The 20,819-nt window shown below is 61.9% G+C and carries 16 protein-coding genes and 1 tRNA gene; 7 read left to right on the top strand and 10 right to left on the bottom strand.

Annotation, left to right across the window (positions count from 1 at the left end; translation table 11 throughout):
* Nucleotides 1-42: 42 nt before the first annotated feature.
* Nucleotides 43-1,953: a glycoside hydrolase family 13 protein gene (locus tag AC0AII_RS07750; RefSeq protein WP_490446716.1), complete on the bottom strand. Its 1,911-nt coding sequence runs from the start codon at nt 1,951-1,953 to the stop codon at nt 43-45.
* A gap of 60 nt (nt 1,954-2,013) precedes the next feature.
* On the bottom strand, nt 2,014-2,988 hold the full coding sequence (locus AC0AII_RS07745) for a ketopantoate reductase family protein (RefSeq protein ID WP_313842275.1): 975 nt from the start codon (nt 2,986-2,988) through the stop codon (nt 2,014-2,016).
* 222 nt (nt 2,989-3,210) lie between these two features.
* On the opposite strand from AC0AII_RS07745, the gene AC0AII_RS07740 reads away from it, so the two are divergent.
* Nucleotides 3,211-4,038, top strand: a complete 828-nt coding sequence (locus AC0AII_RS07740) for a sulfite exporter TauE/SafE family protein (protein WP_490446715.1) — start codon at nt 3,211-3,213, stop codon at nt 4,036-4,038.
* A gap of 10 nt (nt 4,039-4,048) precedes the next feature.
* Here the strand turns inward: AC0AII_RS07740 and AC0AII_RS07735 are convergent, their stop codons facing one another.
* Together AC0AII_RS07735 and AC0AII_RS07730 are read right to left on the bottom strand one after the other, a co-directional pair.
* The gene (locus tag AC0AII_RS07735) at nt 4,049-4,477 is read right to left on the bottom strand and encodes a nucleoside deaminase (protein ID WP_490446722.1); all 429 of its coding nucleotides are present in this window, start codon (nt 4,475-4,477) and stop codon (nt 4,049-4,051) included.
* Between the two features lie 59 nt (nt 4,478-4,536).
* Nucleotides 4,537-7,323, bottom strand: coding sequence for a cation-translocating P-type ATPase (locus tag AC0AII_RS07730; protein ID WP_490446714.1), 2,787 nt, complete (start codon nt 7,321-7,323; stop codon nt 4,537-4,539).
* Nucleotides 7,324-7,844: 521 nt separating this feature from the next.
* Here AC0AII_RS07730 and AC0AII_RS07725 point away from each other — a divergent pair.
* Nucleotides 7,845-10,064, top strand: a complete 2,220-nt coding sequence (locus AC0AII_RS07725; protein WP_490446713.1) for a cation:proton antiporter — start codon at nt 7,845-7,847, stop codon at nt 10,062-10,064.
* A gap of 6 nt (nt 10,065-10,070) precedes the next feature.
* On the opposite strand, the gene AC0AII_RS07720 is transcribed toward AC0AII_RS07725, so the two are convergent.
* The 3 genes from AC0AII_RS07720 to AC0AII_RS07710 form a co-directional block, all read right to left on the bottom strand.
* Complete coding sequence (locus AC0AII_RS07720) at nt 10,071-10,826, bottom strand: alpha/beta hydrolase (RefSeq protein WP_490446712.1); 756 nt, start codon at nt 10,824-10,826, stop codon at nt 10,071-10,073.
* 31 nt (nt 10,827-10,857) lie between these two features.
* Nucleotides 10,858-11,667: a hypothetical protein gene (locus tag AC0AII_RS07715; protein WP_490446711.1), complete on the bottom strand. Its 810-nt coding sequence runs from the start codon at nt 11,665-11,667 to the stop codon at nt 10,858-10,860.
* Between the two features lie 208 nt (nt 11,668-11,875).
* On the bottom strand, nt 11,876-12,109 hold the full coding sequence (locus AC0AII_RS07710; protein WP_144085876.1) for a DUF2188 domain-containing protein: 234 nt from the start codon (nt 12,107-12,109) through the stop codon (nt 11,876-11,878).
* Nucleotides 12,110-12,802: 693 nt separating this feature from the next.
* Here AC0AII_RS07710 and AC0AII_RS07705 point away from each other — a divergent pair.
* Nucleotides 12,803-13,354: a DUF8453 domain-containing protein gene (locus AC0AII_RS07705; protein ID WP_490446710.1), complete on the top strand. Its 552-nt coding sequence runs from the start codon at nt 12,803-12,805 to the stop codon at nt 13,352-13,354.
* Between the two features lie 241 nt (nt 13,355-13,595).
* On the opposite strand, the gene AC0AII_RS07700 is transcribed toward AC0AII_RS07705, so the two are convergent.
* Together AC0AII_RS07700 and AC0AII_RS07695 are read right to left on the bottom strand one after the other, a co-directional pair.
* Nucleotides 13,596-13,669: transfer RNA gene (locus AC0AII_RS07700), tRNA-Gly, on the bottom strand.
* Nucleotides 13,670-13,792: 123 nt separating this feature from the next.
* A complete protein-coding gene (locus AC0AII_RS07695) occupies nt 13,793-14,911 on the bottom strand; it encodes an ROK family transcriptional regulator (RefSeq protein ID WP_490446709.1) in 1,119 nt (372 codons plus the stop codon).
* 298 nt (nt 14,912-15,209) lie between these two features.
* On the opposite strand from AC0AII_RS07695, the gene AC0AII_RS07690 reads away from it, so the two are divergent.
* From AC0AII_RS07690 to nagA, 4 genes are read left to right on the top strand one after another with little or no spacing between them, the layout of a single operon-like run.
* A complete protein-coding gene (locus tag AC0AII_RS07690) occupies nt 15,210-16,514 on the top strand; it encodes an AGE family epimerase/isomerase (protein ID WP_490446708.1) in 1,305 nt (434 codons plus the stop codon).
* Nucleotides 16,515-16,519: 5 nt separating this feature from the next.
* Nucleotides 16,520-17,626, top strand: coding sequence for an ROK family protein (locus tag AC0AII_RS07685; protein ID WP_490446707.1), 1,107 nt, complete (start codon nt 16,520-16,522; stop codon nt 17,624-17,626).
* Nucleotides 17,623-18,411, top strand: coding sequence for a glucosamine-6-phosphate deaminase (nagB, locus tag AC0AII_RS07680; protein WP_490446706.1), 789 nt, complete (start codon nt 17,623-17,625; stop codon nt 18,409-18,411). Before AC0AII_RS07685 ends, nagB begins: the two co-directional genes overlap by 4 nt.
* A gap of 14 nt (nt 18,412-18,425) precedes the next feature.
* Nucleotides 18,426-19,733 (top strand): N-acetylglucosamine-6-phosphate deacetylase, encoded by a 1,308-nt coding sequence (gene nagA, locus AC0AII_RS07675; RefSeq protein WP_490446705.1) that lies wholly within the window; start codon nt 18,426-18,428, stop codon nt 19,731-19,733.
* 127 nt (nt 19,734-19,860) lie between these two features.
* Here nagA and htpX read toward each other — a convergent pair whose 3' ends face one another.
* Nucleotides 19,861-20,799 carry a zinc metalloprotease HtpX gene (htpX, locus tag AC0AII_RS07670; protein WP_198201187.1) on the bottom strand — a complete coding sequence of 313 codons (939 nt, stop codon included), beginning with the start codon at nt 20,797-20,799 and terminating at the stop codon, nt 19,861-19,863.
* Nucleotides 20,800-20,819: the final 20 nt, after the last annotated feature.

Below are 20,819 nucleotides of genomic sequence, written 5' to 3'. Positions count from 1 at the left end.
CTTCCACTCTAGCCTGGAAGTTGTGCCGGCGACGGGGTTTCCTCAGAGTCGGTAGACGAAACCCTCCCATGGGGAGAGACGACCGGTCAGCAGTGAGCTGGCAGTTTGCTCGGGCCGGTAGGTGGATATGAGGATCCGGTCGGGATCCACATCCCCAAGAGCCATAGAGGTGAATCCGGTCTGGTCCAAGCCCAGAAGCGCTGCGGTTTCAGGAGGCAGTGAGGCCGGGCGGCTGCTCAGATTGACCACAACCAGCAGGCGCTGGCAGGGCAGGGCATCCAGAACACTGGCAGCCTCGGGTCCCGACTTGGGCTCCGGCGCCTGGTCCAGGCAACGGGTGAATGAATAGATCTGGTCCGCATCCGGATCCAGAAGGGTGAAGTCGCCGGCCGCCACGACCGGATTGGTGTGACGCAGACGAATCAGCTCACGGTAGAAGGCCAGGACCGATTCAGGGTCACGCAGCTCGGTCTTGGCGTTGACCTTGTCCCGGTTGGCATTGACGGCCAGCCAGGGCTCCTTGGGAGCATAAGAAGCCGTGAAGCCAGCGAACTTGGTGGAATCCCACTGCATGGGGGTGCGGGCATTGTCGCGGCTCATATAGGCCAGGGCTGCCATCATGGACTCCGGATCCTGCTCGTGCGCCTGGTCGACCCGCTGATGGTAGAGGTTGATGGATTCCAGATCCTGGTACTGGTCGAGGCTGGTGAAACCGGCGTTGGTCATGCCCAGCTCCTCGCCCTGATAGATGTAGGGGGTCCCCCGATGCATGTGCAGGAGGAGCCCCAGGGCCTTGGCCGAACGCGAGCGCAGCTCCTCGCTGGAGGTGTCACCCCAACGGGAGACGATCCTGGGCTGGTCGTGGTTGTCGAAGTAGAGGCTGGCCCATCCGGTCTTGGCCACGGCCTGCTGCTGCTCGTCCATGACCGCCTTGAGCCGGGAGACCTGGAAGGGGCGGATGTCCCACTTGCTGTCCCCGGTGTCAACCTCGGTCTGGGTGAAGAGGAAGAGCATGTCCAGCTCGTGGTTGGCCGGATCGGTGATCTGCCCGCTGCGGGCAGGCGCCAGACTGGGAGCCTCCCCCACGGTCAGGTAACCCTGCCGACCCTGGAAGACCCGGCTGCGCATCTCTTGGAGGAACTCATCCAGCCTGGGGCCGTCCACGCAGAAGGGCACCGAGGACGAGTACCCCTCAGGCCCCACGGGACCGTCAGCGATGGCCGATCCGTCCTCGCCGGGCAGACGACCCTCGGGGTCGACGGCCTTGGAGATCATGACGATCACATCCATGCGGAACCCGTCGATGCCCCGGTCCATCCACCAATTCATCATGTCGAAGACGGCCTGCCGGACCTGGGGGTTCTCCCAGTTGAGGTCAGGCTGCTTCTTGGAGAACAGGTGCAGGTAGTATTCGCCTCGCTGTGGATCGTACTGCCAGGCGGAGCCCCCAAAGTAGGACCCCCATTGGTTGGGCTCTGCGCCCGGAGTGCCGGGTTCGTGGCCGGCCTTGGCGGGACGCCACCAGTACCAGTCGGCGTGCGGGTCATCCTTGTTGCGGGAGGCCTGGAACCAGGCGTGCTCGTCCGAGGTGTGGTTGACCACCAGATCCATGACCACCTTGATGCCCCGACGGTGGGCCTGGTCCAAAAGCTCGTCCATATCGTCCATGGTGCCGAAGATGGGGTCGATGTCCTGATAGTCGGAGATGTCGTACCCGTTGTCATCCTGGGGAGATCGGTAGACAGGGCTCAGCCAAATCACGTCCACGCCCAGATCGGCCAGGTAGTCCAGACGCTGGGTAATGCCCGGCAGGTCGCCGTAACCGTCGCCGTTCGTGTCCTGGAAGGACCGTGGATAGATCTGGTAGACCACCGCATTGGCCCACCAGGGATTGGGGGTGGCTCCGTTGGTCCGCACCCGGTCGGGCAGCTGCATGCGTTCTTCCTGGGTCATGATCCTCCTGGCCGGACGGGTTCGGACGTCCTTGTGCCACCCCCACTATAAATCACCCATTCACCCCCGGTTGGCCTGCTCCTCATGATGGACGCGGAAAGCCAGCTCGGCCAGATGGACGCCGTGGGTCAGGAACTCCTGGGTCCGGCAGACGTAGTCATGCTCGCGTCCCAGACGTGCCAGATAGCCGTTGATGTAATCCACCTCGGTCGGGCGGCCCTTGGACATGTCCTGATACATGGAGGGGTAGTGGAGGGGATTGCCCACGCGGCTGACATAGTCCACCTCGTCCAGGGTCTCCTGACGGGTCTGGATCAGCTGCTTGCCGGCCCGCTCGCAGGCGTCATAGGCCTCGTCGATCAGCTGGCGGGACATATCCTTGGCGCCCGGGTAGGAGATGAACTGGCCCATGGTGATCTGGTACATGGTGCAGATGGTGTTGACCACCGAGTTGAAGATGATCTTGGCCAGGCAGGTGCCCTCGAAGTTCTCGGTCAGGATGGGGTTGAGGTTGGCGGCCTTGAAGTCCTCGGCCATTCCGCGCTCCAGGTCGCTGGTCTGCTCGGTCATGGCACACAGGTGCATGGAGCCGGCCCCGGACTTGCCGATGAAGTCCACGTCGCCCGGCCCGTTGAGGACTGTGCCGATCATGGCCGTGCCGCCGTAGATGCGCTCCTTGGGGAAGTACTTGAGCAGCTTGTCGAAATGCCCCCAGCCATTCATGGCCGAGAAGACCACCTGATGGTCGCGGAAGAGCGGTGCGCAACGCTCCAGGACAGCCTCCAGCTGCATCTGCTTGAGCATGACGATCCAGACATCGGGGTCGCCCTTGTAGTCCTCGGGGGTGTAAATGTTGACGGGCACCAAATGACGATTTTCGTGATCGCGGGAGACATAGACGCCTCCCTGGTCATGAACCTTGTCAATATTGGGCATCCAGGTATCCACGAAATCCACCTGCAGGCCGGCCTGCTCCTGCAGCAGCACACCCAGACGATAGCCCATGGCTCCGGCACCGATGACCGTATATCGCATCGAAACACACCCTCTTCATTTTCTTGATTAGACAACGCACCTCCGGGGACCGGCCCGGGGGATACCAAGCAGTATGCCGAGACGGCAGAAGGGAACCAAGGCAACGGTCGCATGGTGGACATAAGAGCTGGGATATGCCAGGATTCCAGCACCTTGGAGGACCTGGCCACATACGCGGACATCCTGCCATCACAACGAAAACGTCGACCTAGGCTGGAACCCATGCAGAAAGAACAGAGAGGAGCCGGAGGGATGGACCGGCGGACCCTGGCCATCCTGATACTGGTGGGCGTGATCAGCGGATTCCTGTCGGGGATGTTCGGCATCGGCGGCGGATCGATCATTGTGCCTGCCCTGGTATGGACCGGACTGCAGCAACGTCAGGCCTCGGCTACCTCGCTGGCATCCATGATCCCCATGTCGCTGGCTGGCGTGGCCTCCTACGCCCTGGGCGGGCATGTGGACTGGCTGGCCGCCCTGCTGCTGGCCGTGGGCACGGTCATTGGGGCGCAGATCGGCACCTGGCTGCTGGACCGGCTTCCAGAGGTGATACTCAGGTGGCTCTATGTGGGCTTCCTGATGGCAGTCATTGCCCAGCAGCTGCTGTCCACGCCCTCCAGAGATAGCAGCATCCAGCTGAGCCCGGCGGTGGCTTTGATCATTCTGCTGGTCGGCATCCTGATCGGAACCCTGTCAGGGTTGCTGGGCGTTGGCGGCGGAGCCATAGCGGTCCCTGCCCTGGCTCTGCTGGGCGCCAGCGACCTGATCGCCAGGGGGACCTCCCTGCTGGCCATCCTGCCCAGTTCACTGTCAGGGACATTCACCAACCTGAGGCATCATCTGGTCCACGCAGGCCAGGGGCTGCTTCTGGGCATCGTGGCCGCACTGACCACGCCGGTGGGCACCTGGGCGGCTTCAGGGGTCAGCGCGCGAGTGGGCGCCAATCTGTTCGCCGCCTACCTCTGCCTGATTGTCCTGCGCTGCATCTGGGCGGCCCTCCAGGTCACCCCGGCCTTCCAGCGGTACAGGGCCAATCACAGCCACCGCTGAACAACGGGACTCAGTCCTGGCGGCGCCGGGCGAAGAAATCGGCAAGAATCCCGGCGCATGCCTGTTCGCACACACCGCCCAGCACCTCGACCCTTGTTCCGGTGTGCGGGTCACGAGGCAGATCCCAGACCGACCCGCAGGCCCCCATCTTGGGATCCCAGGCGCCGAAGACCACCCTGCTGAAGTGGCAGGCCATCAGGGCTCCGGCACACATGGGACAGGGCTCCAGGGTGACGACCATGGTGCACCCTGCCAGATCCCAGCCCGCGTCGGATTTCCCGATGGCCTCCATCTCGGCATGAGCCAGGGGACGGCCCAGGGTCTGCCGCTGGTTGAAGCCCCGACCGATGACCCGGCCCGAGGCATCCAAGACCAAGGCGCCCACGGGCACGTCCCCCTGGTCTCCGGCTATCCCGGCCAGCCGCAGGGCCTCCTCCATGGGCGCCTTCCACCGTTCTTGCACGGGCTCAGTCTGACAGTCCAGCCCGACAGGCCAGTTCAGTTGATCATGCCCGCGATGCGGCGGCGCACATGGTGCAGATGGCCCTTGGGCCGCCCGGACGTGTCGATGCCACGCTTGGCCAGGAAGGCACGAACCATCTTGTCGCCCTCGCTGAAGATCAGGACCGTCAGCCCAATCACCAAGCAGATGAGCCACTGGCTTGCGCTCAAGGGGGCCATGCCCAGTACGCCTGCAACCGGAGCCAGATACATGGCCCCCGCATGGATGCCCAGGGCCACGAACGAGGCCACCAGAAGGAAGGTGTTGTCCAAGGGATTGAGTTGGAAGATCAGCCTGTTCTCGGACCTGGCCGACATGGCGACGAAGAAGTTGAAGAGGACCAGCAGGGTCAGGGCGATGGTCCGGGCGTGGGCCAGATCCATTCCCGCGTTGATGTTGAGGCGGAAGAGGACCAGGATGCAGGTGGCCATCCAGAGCCCGCAGACGGCCAGTCGCGCCCAGAGCACCCGCGAGAGCAGGCCCTCTCCAGACGAACGCGGGGGCGACTCCAGTTCATCCCCGTTGCCTGGTTCGAATCCCAGGGCAATATCCTGGACACCGTTGGTCACGAAGTTGATCCAGAGCATCTGCAGGGGCAGGAAGAGCAGGGGCTCCTCGGAGATCACATTGACCCCGACGGCGATCATGGCGGCTGCAGCCGTGGACAGGAGGAAGTAGGCGGACCCGCGGATGGCCTTGAAGATGACCCTCCCCTGGCGCACGGCCTGGGTGATGGTGACGAAGTTGTCGTCGGTCAGGACCACATCGCTGGCCTCCCGGGCCACGTCGGTGCCGGAACGGCCCATCGCGATACCCACTGAAGCTGCCTTCAGGGCCGGGGCGTCATTGACGCCGTCGCCGGTCACAGCCACCACGTGGCCCTCGTCCTGCAGGGCCTCCACAATGCGCAGCTTGTCCTGGGGGGAGACGCGGGCGGCGATGGAGGTCTCACGCAGACGGGCCCGGAGGACCTCGTCGCTCATCTCCAGCATTTCGCTGCCGGTCAGCGCCTGGTCGGTGTGCTCCAGACCCAGGCGGCGGCCTATGGCGGCCGCGGTCACCGGGTGGTCGCCGGTGATCATGACCACGCGGATGCCGGCCCCTGCGCATTCGGCGATGGCCTCGCGCACGCCGGGTCGAGGCGGGTCGAGCATGCCCTCAAGCCCCAGGAAGGTCAGGTCGTCGGGTCGACGACGGGAGGCGGGGTCCTGGTCAGAGGAGAGGACCCTGCTGGCCACGCCTATGACGCGCAGCCCCTGGGAGCCCATGGCTTCGTAGGACTTGTGGACGGCCTGGGTGTCCAGGGGAACGACCTGGCCATCCGGATCCAGCATGGTTCGGCTCATGGCCATGACCGCGTCCGGGGCGCCCTTGACGTATTGGGTCAGGGTGCCGTCCGGACTGCGGCGGATGGTCATGGAATGGAGCAGCTCTGGCTCGTAGGGGGTCTCCATGACGATAGGAGCGTCCAGGTCTTCAGCAGTCACAGCCCCGGTCTGGTCGGCCAGGCGGGCCATGGCCATGTCGACCGCGTCGCCGCTGTATTCGATGCCGCCCTGTTCATTCGGCTGCCGGTGGGCCTCATTGGTCAGAGCCCCGGCCCGGGCAAGGGTGGCCAGGCCGCTCATACGATCGTCGTCGGATACAGCCGCTGCGCCCAGGTCCAGGCCCTCTACGGGGACCGGCTGGCCGCCGCCCAGGGTGAACTGTTCCACGGTCATGCGGTTCTGGGTCAGCGTGCCGGTCTTGTCCGAGCCGATGACGGTGATGGAGCCCAGAGTCTCCACCGCTGGCAGCGAACGGACGATGGCATGGTATTCAGCCATCCTCGAAACGCCCAAGGCCATGGCCACGGTCAGCACGATGGGCAGGGCCTCGGGCATGGAGGCCACCACCAGCGAAACTGCTGACAGGAAGGCCCCCGTGGCATCGCCATTGAGGATGGCTCCGCCGATGAAGACGAAGATGGCCACCAGGATGACGGCGACGGCGATGCCCAACTCAGTGCGATGGATGATCCGCTGCAAAGGTGTGCGGCCCTTGGCCACATGGACCAGATCGTTGATCTCGCCCAGCTCGGTGTCAGAGCCGGTGGCCACCACCAGCCCGCGTCCACGGCCGCTGGTGACCATGGTGCCTGAGAAGGCCATACAGTGCCTGTCGCCCAAGGCTGCGTCACGGTCCACAGGGTCCGTATTCTTCTTGGCGTCCTCGCTTTCGCCCGTCAGCATGGCCTCGTCGATGCGCAGGTGGAGGGCCTCGATCAACCGCAGGTCGGCGGGGATGCGATCGCCGCTCTCCAGGAGGACCAGGTCACCCGGGACCAGCTGGTCGGCGTCAATCTGCTCCATCCGGCCCTGGCGCACCACCCGTGTGGTGGGGGTGGACAGGGTCGTCAGGGCCTCCACGGCCTTGTCGGCCTTGGACTCCTGCACATAGCCGATGATGGCGTTGAGGAAAAGGACCAGGAATATGGCCGCAGCGTCCACATAGTGCTGCAGAAAAATGGTGATGATGCCGCAGACCATCAGAACGGCGATCAGGGGGCCGGCGAACTGCTCCAGGAAGAGCTTCCAACGGGGTTTGGCCTGGGCCTCGGCCAGGCTGTTGGGCCCGAAGATCTCCAGTCGGCGTGCGCTCTCCTGCGTATCCAAACCCTGATCCCCGGCGTGCAGGGTCTCCAGCACAGCCGAGGTCTCCAAGCTGTGCCAGTCGGTGTCGTCGAAACGCATGTCAGCCCCTGCCGCCGCTGCGTTCTGATTCTTGATATTTGTAGATGTCATGGATGATGTCATCGGTCAACCTGGCCTTTCCAAACCGGATCGGTCATTTGTCCCCGCATGCGACCCTCTGCAGTCGTTCTTGCAATCTTCCTTCTGGACCGGGGGATGTCCAAAAGCGTCGGGGAAACAATAGCGTGCGCGCAAATCCCCGGGGTCAGGAGATGGGGCTCCATGGTCAGCCGTCGCAAGCAGTGCCCGCTGGGAGGTTCGGAGCCTTCCCGGTCTTCACGAGTATACCGATTAAGCCGGCCTTTCATGCGCTTGCGGGGATCCCCCGGGCCGGATTTTCACAAATGTTCGCCTATCGCGAGCGCAGTCTGTCCACCGTTTTGACTGGAGGTGTCAACTTAGCGCACATTGTCCATCAATACTGTTCCTGGATATCGCCATTCCGTATACTGGACTATGCGACGTCGATCCTCATGCGACCCTGCACTCGAAGATTCCTTCATTGGTCGAACGAACCCTGCTAGTCGGGCCTGCGGCAGCCCGCCCGGGATTGCGTGGCGGAAAGGAAGCCCGTGGAAACATTCATCCTCATTCTGTGCATACTTGCTGCCGTCCTCGTCTCTTCCTTCATTTCCAGATTCATTCCCCGGATCTCCACCCCTCTGGTCCAGATCGTCCTGGGCGCAGTCATGGCCCTGCTGCCCATTTTCCCGCGGATGCGGCTGGATCCTGAGCTGTTCATGGTCCTCTTCATCGCGCCCCTGCTCTACTACGAGGCCCACACCATCAACAAGGTGGAGCTGCTCAAGGGCTTGCGGTCATCCCTTTCCCTGGCCATTGGCCTGGCTGCCCTGACCATGATCATGGTGGGCGTCATCCTGCATGCCGCCTGGCCCATGTTCCCCCTGGCTGCAGCCATGGCCCTGGGCGCCGCCCTGGGGCCCACCGATGCCGTGGCCGTCTCCTCCCTGGGCGAGAGCGCCGACCTCACACCGGACGAACATTCCATTCTTGCCGGCGAATCGCTCTTCAACGACGCCACCGGCGTCATCGGCTTCCAGTTCGCTATCCTGGCCACCGTGACCGGGTCCTTCTCCCTGCCCCGGGCCCTGGGCGAGTTCCTCCTCGAGTTCGTGGGTGGCATCGGCTTCGGCCTGATCATGGGATTTGTGGTCAACTGGCTTTTTGAGTCCGCTCGCCGCCTGGGCTGGGAGACCACCACCACCAGGATCCTGCTGGAGCTCTTCCTTCCTTTCCTGATCTACATGGTCGGGCAGAACATCCTGCATGTGTCCGGAGTCCTGGCCGTGGTCTCCACCGGGCTGCTGGTTCGCTTCGACCACACCGGAGTAGGCCCCAATACCTCCAAGGCCAACATCGTCTCATCAAGCGTCTGGAAGGTGCTCTCCTTCAGTCTCAACGGCGCGGTCTTCGTCCTTCTGGGCATGCTGCTGCCAGCGGCCATGGGCACCAGCTGGCGAGACCGGCGGGTCAGCAACTGGATGCTGGTGGCCACCATCACCCTGGTCTGCCTGACCGTGATCGTGCTGCGCTTCCTCTGGACGGCCAGCGTCCTGATCTTCACCAAGGACCATGAAACCGGCAGCAGACGAAGGATCACATCCAAGCTCCTGAGGTCGGCGGCCGTCATGACCTTCGGCGGCCCCAAGGGGACCATCACCCTCTCCTTGGCCCTGACCATCCCCTATATGACCGACGACGGATCCTCCTTCCCCATGCGCAGCGAGCTGATCTTCGTGGCCGCCGGAGTCATCATCGTCACCCTGGTGCTGGCCAACTTCGCCCTGCCGCTGCTGGCCCCTTCACAGAGCAGCGAGGTGCCGGCCCAACAGGTCGAAAAATCCATCAAGGTGCTCAGGGGCACGGTCCGGGAGCTCTCCAGCAGGATCACTGACGAGAACCGGCTGGCCATCCAGCAGGTGATCAAGCAGTACAACCACCGCATCGCCAAGCTCAAGTCGCGGATCGGCCAGTACTCCCCCAAGGACTTCCAGGACCTGCAGGTGCAGACCATGGAGTGGGAGCAGGACTACATGGAGGAACGGCTGAGCCGGATCGAGGAGGCCCAGGACCAGCTGGAGGAGCGGATCAAGAACGAGAACGCAACTATTGAGCAGGCACCTGCATCAACACAGCCTGCGGCCGAAGCCGAACCCAGCACCGAGGCCGAGACCATAGCCGACAGGGATGCCGACGCCCAGCTGATCAACCGACGCAGCGAACGTGGCGATGACCAGGAGGAGCTGCTGAATCTGCGCAGCCAGGAACAAGCCGCCCGCAGGATCCTGTCCACCATATCCGGATCCCTCTTCCACCTGGACAGGGGCGGGGAGCTCCGCTGGAGGGCCTACACGGCTCGTCGGCGTATCAGGGGCCTGCTGCACAGCCAGTTCCACCGCCTAAAGCACCTGACCCAGCCGATCGACAAGGACCGGGTCTACGTGGCAGGACGCCATCTGCAGGCGGAGATGAACCACTTCCTGATCGAAAAGCTCTACTCCGAGCTGGGCAAGGGCCGCTTCAAGACCGAGGACCTGCTGAACACCATCATCAACCACCAGATGATTGAATCCTCGGCGGAGGGAAAGACCGAATACGCGGGGATACCTGCCGTCAGAGACCAGGTGGAGGAAGCCAAGCGCGAAGGGTATGCCATCGAGCTGGGTCAGATCCAAGACATGGTCGAATCCGGGGAGATATCGCGTACGACAGCCAGGAAGATGCGCCGCAACGTCTACGTCATGCAGGTAGACGCCGACTCGGCCCTGTGAGCCGATCTACATGAGGCCCGAGGTCACGTCAATCTCGCCCAGCCACTGGCGAAGGTCGTTCATTTCGCGCATGTCGACGGCATGATCCAAGTGGTCGTACTCGGTGGTGTGCAGCCAGACGTGCTCGTCCAGCCAGGCGGCCAAGGCCCGGAATTCGTACTTGGGCACCGTGGTGTCATCCGAACCGAAACCCAGAAAGACCGGCTTGTTCAAGCCAGCCAGACGCTCATCCGCCGGAGCAGTGCCGGGCACCAGGCCTGGGGCAAGGAACCCGGACAGGCATATGGATGCCCGGTAGCGCTCAGGGTTGACCCGAAGCAGATGAACAGCCAGCATGGCTCCCTGGGAGAAGCCCATGGCCACCACAGGTCGGTCCTCGGGTATGTTGGCTGAAACCCATGCGTCCACAGCCCGGGCCGCTGCATAGCCATCCCGATCCAGGTCCTCCTGCTCGGGGCGCATATCGTGAAACCAGGTGTAGCCCGGGCCGAACATGCCGCGCTCGCTGCCTGGCACCACCATGGGCGCCCGAAGGGATGCGTAGTCGTTGTAGGGGGCCACGTAGCGCATCAGGTCAGCCATGTCCTCCTCGTTGGAGCCCCAGCCGTGCATGAGTACAAAAATGGGCCGCGAGGGGTTGCCCGTGCCCTCCTTGCGGGACCAACGGACCTGCTCGACCTTGAGCTCCTGCCCAAAACGTCCGGGCACCACCGTGGAGGGCCGACCCACCAATCCGCCGTCATCCTTTTGTGCTTGATCCATATCTGCCACGATAGTCGACTGGCCCGGTCATTCACTGCTGGCTCATGAGCGGCTCGACCTGGCCACCCCACTGGCCCTGCAGTCCGGTCACCTGGGTCTTGCTGCCCACCACCATCCAACGCTTGCCGGTCAGCATCCATAGATCCTGAGGCTGCAACCCGCCTCCATAGCGGGAGAGCAGATCAGGCACGCGGGCGCGGATAGGCCCTTTGGCCAGGGATGCCGCTGAATCGTTGTCGAAAACCACGTAGGCCATGGTCGTATCCGTGCAATACCGGGCTTGGGAGATGCCCACGTACCCGTCCAGGCCGATGTCATGCCAACCCGAAGCGCACTGACCGACAGCCTTGTCGATACCGTCGGTCATAGCCTGGGCCGAGCTGATGGGCGCTTCGTCACGCGCAGGAACCTTGATGATGCCCTTGGGAAAAGAGTTGGCGATGAGCAGGCCTGCCACGGTCAAAAGCATTCCGCAGATCAGCAGAATAATGCCCGCCGAGCCTACCGACGGCCGGTTCGGAACTGTTCCGGAGTGACGGGCTATGACGACCAGGATTACGGTCAAGAGGGCAAAGGCCACAGAGACACCCACCCAGGCTGAGATGCCCACCTGGCCTATGACCCCCAGCCGGGAGGGGGCTATGGCGTGGGCCAGCAAGGCCGCGCCCGCCAGGGCCGAGACCAGCCCTGTGACCGCCGCAAACCGACTCCAGATGTTGGCATGGGCTATCTGAATAGGGCGCTCATCAATATCAGGGCGAGGAGGATAGGAGGCCGGCAGACCCTCGTCATACCCGCTGTCCGCCAGCCGCTGATCCAGCTGGTTGAATCCATCGGCCATCGACCTCGCCACCTTTCACGGTTGGTTTCAGTCTATGGGGGCCGACGCATGCAGACAGGCGAGGGCGGCCAATGCTTCACCATCCCAACATCCTGCTGGGCTGATGGCTGGGCATAGTTCTATGGGCATAGGGTACTTATCGCCGTGACGTTCGGCATCCGTACATGCCCGATGACGACGAAAGATCCCAGGAGCCAACTGGAGGAGTTCAGCCCTTGATGTCTCGGGGATCCTTCTTGCCTATGGTGCGCTTGTCGCGGATTTTGTTGCCACCCTTGTTATGGATGTTGACCTCGCCGCCGCCGGACCGGTCTGCAAAGACCTTAGCCTGCTTGGTGGCCTCCGCCTTGGTGGCGAAGGTCCGGGAGACGCGTGAGGCCCCGGCCCGCTTGACTGTCCAGAGATCGCGATCCTCGTCGTATTGCACGTGATAATCAGCCATGATGGCCGTCCTTTCCGTACTTCCCTGTACCCCCTCATCTTCCACTGCCCGACCTGAGGCACCGTGCTTCGACACTCCAGAATTTTCAGGAATATTGTTTAACAAAGACACAGCCCTGTGCAGCAACTCCTGTCTCAAATACGAAGTGACTTTCTAGTTAGAACGAAGTACGGCGACAACTCGACGCGGTCCTGCAAATACCGAAAAGCACACGCATGACTTCGGCCACGTCGAAGTACGAATAAAACCTGTTATGAACTACTTCCAATAAATACAAATTGGCTATTGTCGAATAATTCGGCTCATGCAGAACAGTTCCAACTTCTCATGCGTCAGAACCTTGTTACAAGAAAAGCGCGGATCACCGTATCAAATTAACACTAACAACCGATTACAAAGAACCATCCGACTCCGCACATGCAAGTGAGTTCATAACATTGATTGACATAACAGTGAACATCACCAAGCCCGAACGCTTTTTCTATAATCACATCCTCGATATCATTGGGATTTTTCACGACGGATTTTTCGATGACATCGGCATCTTTGATTCCGTAGGAGTCAACGATCTTGAGAACGGACTGGAATTAAAGGATAATCTCATAAACCAAGGAAACAGATGAATTCCAGTTCTAAACGACAAAAGCTACCTGAAGAAGAAATACGAAATAATATATCTCTTACACTGATTCTATGAGACAAAAGAAATGGACCATACCTGCTCTGATAGTCGGCTCAGTCCTCTTTTGCGTTATTCCATACCTCTACCAATGGCTTACTGGCAACAACTCTGACTGGCAAGCTTGGTGGGCTTTTGGCACCTTCCTCGTCGCCCTTATCGCAGCCATTATCGCTTATAAAGAGTACAGCGCCCGTATCAGCGCAACCGAGCCGCTCATCATAGTTCGGGTTGTAAACGTGAATGGCAGCAATACGGTATTTCTCACCAACGTAGGCGGTTCCATTGCCATCGATATTAAATTTTCGCTTTCGCCAGGAATAAGGCTAAAAAACTGCCCAGGCATAGAATATCTGGCTCGAAATCTTCCAAAACTGAAACCAGACGAAGAAACCATAATTATCGAGGCACAACACTTTGCCGCGGTTCAAATCCTAGTGGAATCAAACCATTCTCGCCAGATACTCCGCGTTGAGTGGAAAGATGCATTAGGCAGACAGTACGTGAATGATAATCAAAAGCTTGACTTCGGCATTTATTCTTCCGCGTTTGTTTCTGAGAAATAATTTTCAAGAGCATCCTTACCAAGAACAAACGAAAGCAGTTTAGGAATAAGGCGCTTCGTAGAGATATACAGACTCGACAAGACTATGGTCAACAAATGACCACGTAGACACCTCTATTCCATATGTTAGATCTGTGAAATAAGACGCGATCTCGAAAAATTACATCAATAAAAGCTCAAACTAAGTGCGAATATGACAGGTTTAAAATTCTAATCTTTATTGACACACCTGTAAATCCGACTGGAGCGGGCGACGGGAATCGGACCCGCCTCTGAAGCTTGGGAAGCTTCCATTCTACCAATGAACTACGCCCGCAAATCCGGCTACCCGGGTCAGACCTCGGCCAACCGCATGCGAGTCACCATGGTAGCAGGTCTCGGCGATGTGCGCGAATCACCAACTCCGGGCACGGTTGCGCGACAGGTCTTCAATCCACTTTCAGACGGTACCGTCAGGCTCGATCAGGTCAGCCACCACCGTGGAGCAGGCCCCAAGCAAGGCGGCATCCTCACCCAAGGTCGATCGGTCAACTACAAGTGGCCGCCGGAAATCAGTGGCCAGGGCATCGTTCATGGTCTTCTCCATGGCGCTTAGGAAGATGCGGTTGACCACCCTGGAGTCGCCCAGGACAGCCACGCGAGGAATATCCATAAGGCCGGCAGACATGGTCAGAACACTGCCCAGCAGTTCACCGGCCCGACGCAGAATACTAGCCAGGTGGTCGGGATCCCTGTCCATTGCAGCAGTCAGCTTGGGAACGCTGATCAGCGATTCCAAGCAGCCCCGCTTGCCGCAACGGCACTGCGGACCGGTGGGGTCCACCACCACATGGCCGATTTCGCCGGCCGCACGGTTGCAACCGGTCACCAGCTCGCCGGAGACCAGCAACCCTGCCCCAACTCCGTCGCCCAGATGAACCAGCAGCAGGTCGGACTGGCCTGAGCCAAACTGCTGCTCGGCCAGGACCTCGTTGTTGGCATCGTTGTTGACCGTCACCTCCAGGCCTGTCTTCTCATGCAGATAGCCACGCAGATCGGTCTGAACCCAGCCCAGGTTGGTGGCATCATCGACCACGCCTTCGGCACTGACGATGCCGGGACTGGATACGCCGATACCCATGACGGGATGGGTTGCACGTTGCATCAATGAATCGGTCAGCTCTCCCACCAGGTCCAGGGGGACCTTGCCGTCAGCCGTGAGCGGGATCTCCTCACGCGCCACCACCTGCCCGGTCAGGTTGAGGACCGCTCCCCTGAAGACATAGGGCGTGGAAAGGTCCAGGGCCAAGATGCTGCGCCCGTCAGGATTGATGCGCAGCAGCCGTCCCCTCTTGCCCGGCCCGGTGGATTTGCTATAACCCACCTCCATGAGCAGATGCTCGCCCAGCAGCTCGGCCACGATGTCCGATATGGCGACTCTGGTCAATCCTGAGGCACGGGCCAGATCAGCCCTGGTCATACTGACATCGGGGTAGAGCAGCCTGAGCAGGATAGCTCGGTTGTGGTGCCGCACCGACTTGGGCAACGCCTTGGACAGGTTGCCGGTATTGCTGATCATGATTCGCCTGACGATAGATAATGCGGGAACGGGGACCCGCCATGGGGATTGGGCCTTGAACCCCGTGACCATGCCCATCCATGCTTGCTCCTTATATTGTAAACTTCCTTGCCCTGGCAGGCCCAGATCTCGCCATAGCAGTATCAAAAAGGTTCGTTTTCAAGACCGCGCAATAGCATCGTAGACAAGACCACGGGGGCTGCCAATAAAAAGTTCAGTTTCCTAACAATTACGTGTTAGGCTGTGAACAGATACCAGAAACAGCTGCATCCCCTCGCTGAGCAAAGGAGCGATCTCCATGACCACGACACCGAACCATTCGGGAACCTCACCGTCCGCCATCAATCCCCGATACCTGCTGGGCAACGAGGCCAACCGCATCTTCATGGCCTCGCAGACCTACGGTTTCCTGGACTTCGGGCGCGGGTTCCCCACCGAGCAGGGCGGCGCCGGCTGGCTCAATGACGACGGCAGCATCGACCCCGACCAGGGCATTCAGACCTGGATCACCTGCCGGATGACCCACGTCTACGCCATCGGCAGCATCCTGGGCTACCCGGGAGCGTCGGAGCTGGTCCACCGCGGCGTCCAGGCCCTTCAAGGCAACCTGCACGACGATGAACACGGCGGCTGGTACCCTTCAGTCTCCTGGCAGGGCCAGCCCGAGAGCGGCAAGTCCTGCTACACCCACGCCTTCGTGGTCCTGGCTGCCTCCTCGGCCATGCTGGCCGGCGATCCCGATGGACAGGAGCTGCTGGATCAGGCGCTGGAGATCTTCAACCGCTACTTCTGGGATGACAAGAAGGGCCTGGCCGTCGACACCTGGGACAGCGGCTTCACTCGGCTGGACCCCTACCGGGGGCTCAACGCCAACATGCACAGCACCGAGGCCTTCCTGGCCGTGGCCGATGCCACCGGCAAGGAAGACTACCGCGAGCGCGCCGGCCGCATCATCGACCAGGTCATCAGCTGGGCCGAGAACAACCAGTGGCGCATTCCCGAGCATTTCAACAGCGACTGGCAGGCCGACCTGGACTACAACCAGGACAACAAGGCCGACCAGTTCAAGCCTTACGGTGCCACGCCGGGCCACGGAATCGAATGGGCCAGGCTGATCACCCAGTACGCATTAAGCAGGTTCGATCAGGAGACCGACCGCCACCGCTACATCGAAGCTGCCGAGCACCTGTTCGCCAGGGCTGTTGAGGATGGCTGGGCCGCCGACGGAGCCGAGGGCCTGGTCTACACCACGGACTGGCAGGGCCGCCCGGTGGTCCACGACCGCATGCACTGGACCCTGGCCGAGGCCCTGAATACCTCGTCCACCCTCTACGCAGCCACCGGCAAGGCCACCTACGCCGACTGGTACGCCACCTTCTGCAGCTACGTAGACCACTATCTGATCGACCACCAGGGCGGATCCTGGTGGCATCAGCTGGATGCCGACAACCACGTGATCGGCACGGTCTGGCCCGGCAAGTCCGACCTCTATCACGCCTTCCAGTCCACCCTGATCCCCTACAACGACCCGGCGGTCTCCATCGCTACGGCCGTCAAGCAGGCCTGCGGACAGGGACAGGCGGACCAGGGCCAGGCCCGCTGAAATCCATGGCAGCATCGACCCCGCATCCCAGGGCGGACAAAGATAGCGTCCAGGCCGGCCCGATCAGCCTGGGAATTGACATCGGCGGCACCAAGATCGAGGGCGTGGCCATAGATGGTGACGAACACCTGCTGGCCTGCCATCGAACCCCCACGCGCCAGGGCAACCAAGCGGTTCATGACGACACAGCGGCACTTATCCGCCACCTGCTGGATCAGGTGGGCCCAAACCAGGGTCCGGTCACCGTAGGATTAGGCATCCCGGGGCGAGTGGATGCCAATCGGGGGATGGTGGATGACGCGGTCAACCTAGGCATCCGCCACATGGCTCTGGGCCCTGCCGTTGCCAAGACGACCGGTCTGCCCGTCCGCGTCGAGAACGATGTCAACGTCGCTGCTCTGGGAGCTGCCTCGCAGGCTGGCAACACCCTGATAGCACCTGGAGCCACACCACACTCCGCATCTGCCCGGAAGCAGGCCCGACGACCCGCATCAGAGCCGGGGCGTGACGGACCCAGGGCCCTGCCTGACCAGGACAACCACGTAGTGGCCTTCATCAACCTAGGCACGGGTCTGGCAGCAGGCATCATACGCGGAGGCCGAATCGAACACGGAGCCAGCGGGGCAATCGGCGAAATCGGCCACATCCCAGTGGATTCCCACCAGTTCCCCTGCAAGTGCGGTCAGTCTGGCTGCCTGGAGACCGTGGCTTCAGGCTCGGCCGTGGAAGCCCTCTGGCCGGGAATCGCCCACCCCCTGCCCGACCTGATCGCCCAGGCAAGCCAAGGGAATCAGCGTGCCCAGGAAGTAGAGGACATCATCGGCCATGGCATTGCCCTGGCCGTACAGATCGTAGCCCTGACCGTCGATCCTGCAGTCATCATCCTGGGCGGCGGCATGAGCAGAACCGGCCAGCCCCTGCTGGATCTGGTCGCCGAGCATCTGAACAGAAGCGCGGCCTGCAGCCACTTCATCGCCTCGCTGAGTCTGCCCGACCGGCTGCGGCTGGCTCCGGCCGACCTGCCCATCGCAGCCATCGGCGCCGCCCTGGCAGGGCGCATGGCCGCCGACAGCCGCCCATCTGAGCTTATTGGAAAGGAAATCGCATCATGACCGAAATCATCATCGTCAAGTCCCAGGAGGAAGCCGGCGAAATCTATGCCCGCTGCACGGCCGACCTGATCCGGCGCAAGCCTGACTGCGTGCTGGGTCTGGCCACGGGTTCCAGCCCCCTGGCGGCATATCAAGCGCTGGCCGAACTGGTCCACAAGGAGGGGATCGACGTCTCCCAGGTGCGCGGTTTCGCCCTGGACGAGTATGCGGGGCTGGATCCGGCCCACCCCCAGTCCTACCGGTCCACCATCGACCGGACCGTGGTCGAGCCTCTGGGCCTGGACCCTGCCAAAGTGAAGGTGCCCAATGGGAACCTGGACACCATCAAGGACGCTGGCCGCGTGTACGACCAGGCAATCGAGGATGCCGGCGGCGTCGACCCGCAGATCCTGGGCATCGGCACCGACGGGCACATCGGCTTCAACGAGCCCGGATCATCTCTGGCTTCAGGCACCCGCATCAAGACCCTGACCGAACAGACCCGCATCGACAACGCCCGCTTCTTCGACAATGACATGGACCAGGTGCCCACCCACTGCATCACCCAGGGAATCGGAACCATCCTCAAGGCACGCCAGCTGGTCCTCCTGGCCTTCGGGGCCGGCAAGGCGGAAGCCGTGGCGGAGAGCGTGGAAGGTGGCATATCATCCTTCTGCCCAGCCTCCGCCCTCCAGATGCACCCCCACGCCACCGTGATCGTGGACGAGGCCGCCGCCTCCCGCCTGCGCAACCGCGACTACTACAAGTGGGCCTATGCCAACAAGCCTGACTGGCAGTCCATCTAGAAGGCAGACCAAACATGTCCAAGGAAGCATACGAGTCGGCGGGGCTCGCGGTCGAGTCATCCCTGAATGGACCGGCCCATCCCCTTGTCCTGACCGGCGCAAGACTGATAGATGCCCGGGGCATCAGGGAAGATAGCTGGATTCTGGCCCCGAAGGGTAGGATTGAACAGGTCGGACAAGGCAGGGAGAGCCTGGAATCCGCCCTCAGGGCCGCTGGCCTGCCCAGTCTATCCCCCTCCTTCCAGCCTGGATCCGATAACCATGACGTGAATGCGAACGGCGTAGAGTTCATCGACGCCACTGGCTTCATCCTCACCCCCGGGTTCATCGACATCCACTCCCACGGCGGCTGGGTTCACTCCTTCGATGACGGGGACGAGGCCATTCGCACGGCCAGGGCCTGCCATATGGTCCATGGAACCACCAGGCAGGTGCTCAGCCTGATCACCAACCCGGTCGACACGATGTGCACCAATCTGCGCTCGGTCAGGCGGGTCATGGACTCCAGACCCGACGTGCTGGGCGCCCACTTGGAAGGGCCCTTTATTGCCCTTTCCCGTAAAGGGGCGCACGATCCCAAGTGCCTGCGCGACCCTGAACCTGCTGTTCTCGACAGTCTCCTGGAGGCCGCCGACGGTTGCATACGCCAGGTGACGCTGGCCCCCGAGCGCAACCATGGCTACGAGGCCATATCACGCCTGGCCGGATCTGGCGTGGTGCCCGCGGTCGGCCATTGCGATGCCGACTATGACCAGACCCGCCGCGCCTTTGATGCCGGTGCCCGCATACTCACTCATGTCTTCAACGCCATGAACGGCATCCGCCACCGTCAGCCAGGACCCATTCCGGCCACTGTGGAGGACCCCCGGGTCACGGCCGAGCTGATCAACGACGGTTTCCATGTGCAGGACCCCTGCGTCGATCTGGCCTTCAGGCTCTTCCCCCATCGGATAGCCCTGGTCACCGACGCCATGGAGGCCACCGGCTGCGAGGACGGCGCCTACAAGCTGGGTTCCCTGGACGTGACAGTGAAGGGCGGCCACGCCCGCCTGACCTCCAACGGAGCCATCGCTGGTTCAACGCTGACCCTTGACGTGGCAGTCGGCAGAGCAGTCCAGGCCATCGGCCTGCCAGCCCCCCAGGCTGTGGAAGCCGCCACGCTGACACCTGCCCGGGCCCTGGGACTTGACCGTCCCAATCCGATTACCGGCTCTCCGCTGGGTCTGCTGGCACCCGGCTATGCGGCCGATCTCCTCCTCCTGAACCCGACCGACTGGTCCGTCAAAACCGTGGTCTGCAACGGGCGCAGAATTCAGATCTAAAGACGGATAGCCAAAAGCCTCCGATTCCTCGTTGCCTCTATGACAAGCTGGATTCTTCGCAGCTGAGGGCACTAAGGCAGCGGGGAGGGACCACCGCTATCAGCAGGCGCATGAGTCCGTTGATCTCTCAGTACCCCACCTGGGCTCCACGCCCGGAATTCACCTGGGTCTGCTGTCCCATCTCCTGGCTCATCTGCATCAGGCGGGCTATGCGCTCATCGGTGGGCGGATGGGTGGAGAAGAGCCTGCTGAATCCCCTGACCGAGAAGGGATTTTCTATCATCATGGCGGCGGCGCTCTGGGTGCCGGCGGTCTGCGGCATGGGCGCGGCCTGAGACCCGTAGGATATTTTGTTCAGCGCCGATGCCAGAGCCGCCGGGTCCCCGGTCAGCCGACTGCCGTCCTCGTCGGCGTCATACTCACGGGTGCGCGAAATCGCCATTTGGATCAGGGAGGCGCCCAGGGGGGCCAGAATCGAGCTGATCAGCACGCCCAGGAGACCGAAGACGCCGGAATCGTTATCCCTGTCCCGGCTATCGCCGCCGAAATACATGAGGGAGTAACCCAGGTAGGTGATGACCGTGGCCATGGCCGAAGCCACAGCAGAGGTCAGAATGTCATGGTTGTAGACATGCATGAGCTCGTGGCCCAGCACCCCGCGAATCTCACGCTCGTTGAGGATACGCAAAATCCCCTGGGTGCAGCAGACGGCAGCATGGCGCTCGTTGCGGCCTGTAGCGAAAGCATTGGGCGAGTCGGTGGGGGCAATGTAGATGCGGGGCATGGGCTTGCCGGCCCTCCCCGACAGCTCTCGGACAATCCGGTAGAGGTCGGGGGCCTCCTGCTCACTGACCGGCCGGGCGTGCATGGAGGCGATCGCCACCTTGTCGGAGAACCAGTAGGATCCGAAAGTGGTGGCCAGGCCTATGAGGATATAGATGCCCAGCGTCCCCTGGCGACCGCCGGTCAGCCACCAGATGAGCATAATAACGGCCCACATGAGGGCGAACAAAAGCGTCGTTTTCAGGCCGTTGAAATGTCCGTGAACCTTCAGCTTGCCATTCATGGATTCCATGGTAGACAATA

This window comes from Bifidobacterium sp. VU/mBH4 (B4) (genome assembly GCF_058199535.1).
The sequence above is the reverse complement of the archived record's forward strand: the minus strand, read 5'-3'. Positions and strand labels throughout refer to the sequence as shown.

Bases quoted from the DNA above. Each gene is read 5' to 3' on its own strand.
- AC0AII_RS07750 (WP_490446716.1), bottom strand. From the start codon at position 1,953: ATGACCCAGGAAGAACGCATGCAGCTGCCCGACCGGGTGCGGACCAAC.
- AC0AII_RS07745 (WP_313842275.1), bottom strand. From the start codon at position 2,988: ATGCGATATACGGTCATCGGTGCCGGAGCCATGGGCTATCGTCTGGGT.
- AC0AII_RS07740 (WP_490446715.1), top strand. From the start codon at position 3,211: ATGCAGAAAGAACAGAGAGGAGCCGGAGGGATGGACCGGCGGACCCTG.
- AC0AII_RS07735 (WP_490446722.1), bottom strand. From the start codon at position 4,477: ATGGAGGAGGCCCTGCGGCTGGCCGGGATAGCCGGAGACCAGGGGGAC.
- AC0AII_RS07730 (WP_490446714.1), bottom strand. From the start codon at position 7,323: ATGACATCTACAAATATCAAGAATCAGAACGCAGCGGCGGCAGGGGCT.
- AC0AII_RS07720 (WP_490446712.1), bottom strand. From the start codon at position 10,826: ATGGATCAAGCACAAAAGGATGACGGCGGATTGGTGGGTCGGCCCTCC.
- AC0AII_RS07715 (WP_490446711.1), bottom strand. From the start codon at position 11,667: ATGGCCGATGGATTCAACCAGCTGGATCAGCGGCTGGCGGACAGCGGG.
- AC0AII_RS07710 (WP_144085876.1), bottom strand. From the start codon at position 12,109: ATGGCTGATTATCACGTGCAATACGACGAGGATCGCGATCTCTGGACA.
- AC0AII_RS07705 (WP_490446710.1), top strand. From the start codon at position 12,803: ATGAGACAAAAGAAATGGACCATACCTGCTCTGATAGTCGGCTCAGTC.
- AC0AII_RS07695 (WP_490446709.1), bottom strand. From the start codon at position 14,911: ATGATCAGCAATACCGGCAACCTGTCCAAGGCGTTGCCCAAGTCGGTG.
- AC0AII_RS07690 (WP_490446708.1), top strand. From the start codon at position 15,210: ATGACCACGACACCGAACCATTCGGGAACCTCACCGTCCGCCATCAAT.
- AC0AII_RS07685 (WP_490446707.1), top strand. From the start codon at position 16,520: ATGGCAGCATCGACCCCGCATCCCAGGGCGGACAAAGATAGCGTCCAG.
- nagB (WP_490446706.1), top strand. From the start codon at position 17,623: ATGACCGAAATCATCATCGTCAAGTCCCAGGAGGAAGCCGGCGAAATC.
- nagA (WP_490446705.1), top strand. From the start codon at position 18,426: ATGTCCAAGGAAGCATACGAGTCGGCGGGGCTCGCGGTCGAGTCATCC.
- htpX (WP_198201187.1), bottom strand. From the start codon at position 20,799: ATGAATGGCAAGCTGAAGGTTCACGGACATTTCAACGGCCTGAAAACG.